Genomic DNA, 3116 nt, shown 5'->3' with positions numbered 1-3116 from the left:
TATGGGGCGGTTTTGAAAAGTTTAAACGTGTTAGTTAGGTAAGTAGGATATATATATATCCCAAATATTAAAACCGCAGTTTGCAAGAATTTTTTCATTTTACCCTCATCTCATTCAAATAATTATAGTAGAAATGTAACAATTGCCCTTGCTACAATATCTGCTAACCAAGAAGGACATCCCATTCTTTTTAGTTGCGTAGATAAAGCATCTGTAATCGTTCCTTCAAAATTAACAACAACGTTCAAAGTTTTCATAACAGTTTCATAAGCTAAATATGCTTTTGCTGTATTTTTAGCAGATTGAGAAATTGGTAATTTACTAATATATCCTCTCACAGTTCTATCTCATGATACTCTTCCAATGCGTTGAAGATTTTTTATCGCCTGTTTTGCCGCTACTTTAGCAGCTTGACTTTTAATACCATATTGAGGTTCATCTTGCCGTGGAACTTCTAACGGAGCAGTTTTTAAAGGCGTAACTTCTCTTGGCAATTCAGCCTGAAGACCCATCACAATATCTTCAGCTGTTATGTTGTGTTTTTGTAATTCATTTTGCAATTCTAGTAGTTCAGCAATTTCTTTTGATGTAAATTCTTCATTTGCAATGTCATTTTCAGCAGCTTTTACTTCCTTTGCATTGAATACAAGAGGTGCTGAAACTCCAAATAAAAATGTTCCTGCTAAAACACTACTAATAATTTTCTTTCTATTTTTAATCCCTAAATATACCTCCCCTTCCTTATTATACCATTCGCAATAATAGTATACAAAATTCCGAATTTTGTAAACGTTATATAAATAATTAGAATATATAAACTACTGATTTTCATATATTTAATGTCTACTAATACTCATTACATTATTTCGTTCTATTGCTACATAAAGATTGTATAGGCTACACTGAACTAGACAAAAAAATTAAGGTCAAGTAGACTACAACTAATATATTTGAGGAGAATCTACTATGACGAAAAATAAAAGAGGAAGAAGAACCTTTACAGCGGAATTTAAGCACCAAATGGTTCAACTGTATCAAAATGATAAACCAAGGAAAGACATCATTAAAGAATACGGATTAACACCATCATCATTGGATCGGTGGATCAATCAAAATCATACGTCTGGCTCGTTTAAAGAGAAAGATAATAAGACCGCTGAACAACTAGAGTTGGAAGCGTTGAGAAAACAAAACAAACAACTTCTTATAGAAAATGATATTTTAAAGCAAGCAGCGCTGATACTAGGACGAAAGTAAAAGTAGTGAAGAATAACCTACATAAATACTCGATATCAGCAATGTGCAATGTCCTACAATTATCAAGAGCAACGTATTATTATGAAGCGAAACAAGCACAAGGTACAGTAGATGAATTGTCACCACTCGTGAAAGAAATCTTCCGAGAGAGCCGTCAGAACTACGGAACACGAAAGATAAAAGTAGAACTAAAAAAGTTAGGATATGTGATTTCACGTCGCCGTATTGGACGAATCATGAAGAACCAAGGTTTAGTATCTAACTACACAATTGCACAATTTAAGCCGAAGAGAGTTAGCTGTAACGAAGAAAACATTTCAAACAAACTCGATCGTCAGTTCAACCAAAAAGAAGAGCTGGCTGTAGTCATAAGTGATTTAACATACGTCCGTGTGAACAAAAAGTGGAATTACGTATGTTTAAATGAAGAAACACTTTGTCATAAGTTTGCAAAGATTATAGGCGGTCAATCGGGATTTGCGGGTGGAAAGTGTGTAGCTACAATATCTCGAGATCAAATAAGCGCAACGATTTTGGAAAAAAGATTTGGGGTGACTTCTTCTTTCTCATTCGAATCAATAAATAATTTAAGTGGCAAAGCTTTATGTTTAGGAAGAGTAGCACTTTTACAAAATGAAGTGGAGCCATTTATCACTGTAATTCGTGCTCAAGGAATAATAGTTTCATCTATCCACAATGAATGGTTGTTCGATCATCCACGCTTAATTTATGTTAATATCGAATCTGTTGAAGAACCACTGACTTTTGCAAAACAAGTAAGAAAAGCATTAAAAGCTATTTGATCATAATCTTTGTACCAGTTAAAGAGATCTCATTCTCTTTGCGTTTAAAGTAATCTATTTCGTTCCTCTTTCAACTGCCAACACGAAACTAGCGCTGCCCTCTTTCAGTTTCTAGCTATGGCCCTGCTATTCCAACTGTGTTATCATCTCTCCCCTTTCACTGTAACATTCCCCTCGAAGAGTCGTTCTTCACCGCAGTTCAAAAATATACACAATTCATTTTCCCTAGACAAGCACACACTCACTTCTCTCTCAATCACATACAATGATAATAAGAGTAAATGAGGAGGTGCATAATAATGCCAAAACCAGCCTATGGTTACGTTACACTTGTTGGTAGCAATCCTATAGGAGTCAGATCAGGTGAAAACGTAAAGTTTAATAGAAACGGTCCATTAAATCATATAGTGTTTAATCCTCCTAGTGACACTTTATTTATTCCTAGAGCGGGAGACTATAAAATCGAATTTATCTTATTAATTGATGGTCCTGCTTCTACTTCTGTATATGGTTTAATTTTAAATGATTCTTTAGTAGGCGGGCGACTTACTAATTATGGAATACAAAGACAAGTCACTGGTGCAAGTCTGATGCTCACTGGACAAGCTATTATCAGTATTCCTAGACGTTCAACACTGCAACTTAGAAATATAGGAACAACTACTGATGTGTTATTACCAATCCTAAACGGACAGAAAGTTAATGCTGCATCATTAACGATTGAGAAGCTTAACTAGTAAAATGTATTTGTTCAGCAGAATAAATACTTAAAAAAGTGGTTCATATTAAATATATAAAAGCGACAAAATAGCTATTAGGTCGCTGGTTCGATGCCAGCCGGTATCATACAAAACAAAAAGCCTCAATCCTTTTATTTTAAATGGATTGGGGCTTTGTTCATTCATGCTTCATTTTACACTCAATTCTCCTAGTTCATATTAAATTTAATCTACTTAATCTTTACTTTTCTGCGCAACTCAGTCTAATCTATCCAGATATAAAGTATTAAAAATCAAGACTAAAACATACCTGGGAATCCTCCCATGCCCATGCCTG

At 34.4% G+C, this 3116-nt stretch carries 5 protein-coding genes and 1 pseudogene; 4 read left to right on the top strand and 2 right to left on the bottom strand.

Annotation, left to right across the window (positions count from 1 at the left end):
- Positions 1-122 precede the first annotated feature (122 nt).
- Both V7024_RS24285 and V7024_RS24280 read right to left on the bottom strand, forming a co-directional pair.
- A complete protein-coding gene (locus V7024_RS24285; RefSeq protein WP_335524637.1) occupies positions 123-338 on the bottom strand; it encodes a hypothetical protein in 216 nt (71 codons plus the stop codon).
- Positions 339-347: 9 nt separating this feature from the next.
- Positions 348-560 (bottom strand): hypothetical protein, encoded by a 213-nt coding sequence (locus V7024_RS24280; RefSeq protein WP_335524635.1) that lies wholly within the window; start codon positions 558-560, stop codon positions 348-350.
- 406 nt (positions 561-966) lie between these two features.
- On the opposite strand from V7024_RS24280, the gene V7024_RS24530 reads away from it, so the two are divergent.
- The 4 genes and pseudogenes from V7024_RS24530 (at position 967) to V7024_RS24265 (ending at position 2797) form a co-directional block, all read left to right on the top strand.
- Positions 967-1257, top strand: coding sequence for a transposase (locus V7024_RS24530; protein WP_438824517.1), 291 nt, complete (start codon positions 967-969; stop codon positions 1255-1257).
- 41 nt (positions 1258-1298) lie between these two features.
- Positions 1299-1463 (top strand): annotated as a pseudogene (locus tag V7024_RS24525) (IS3 family transposase); the annotation flags it as partial.
- Between the two features lie 186 nt (positions 1464-1649).
- Positions 1650-2060 carry a DUF1259 domain-containing protein gene (locus tag V7024_RS24270; RefSeq protein WP_438824518.1) on the top strand — a complete coding sequence of 137 codons (411 nt, stop codon included), beginning with the start codon at positions 1650-1652 and terminating at the stop codon, positions 2058-2060.
- 299 nt (positions 2061-2359) lie between these two features.
- Positions 2360-2797 carry a BclA C-terminal domain-containing protein gene (locus tag V7024_RS24265; RefSeq protein ID WP_335524633.1) on the top strand — a complete coding sequence of 146 codons (438 nt, stop codon included), beginning with the start codon at positions 2360-2362 and terminating at the stop codon, positions 2795-2797.
- Positions 2798-3116 lie beyond the last annotated feature (319 nt).

This window comes from Bacillus sp. JJ864, assembly GCF_036963045.1.
In the GTDB taxonomy this organism is placed as follows: domain Bacteria; phylum Bacillota; class Bacilli; order Bacillales; family Bacillaceae_G; genus Bacillus_A; species Bacillus_A pseudomycoides_C.
The sequence above is the reverse complement of the archived record's forward strand: the minus strand, read 5'-3'. Positions and strand labels throughout refer to the sequence as shown.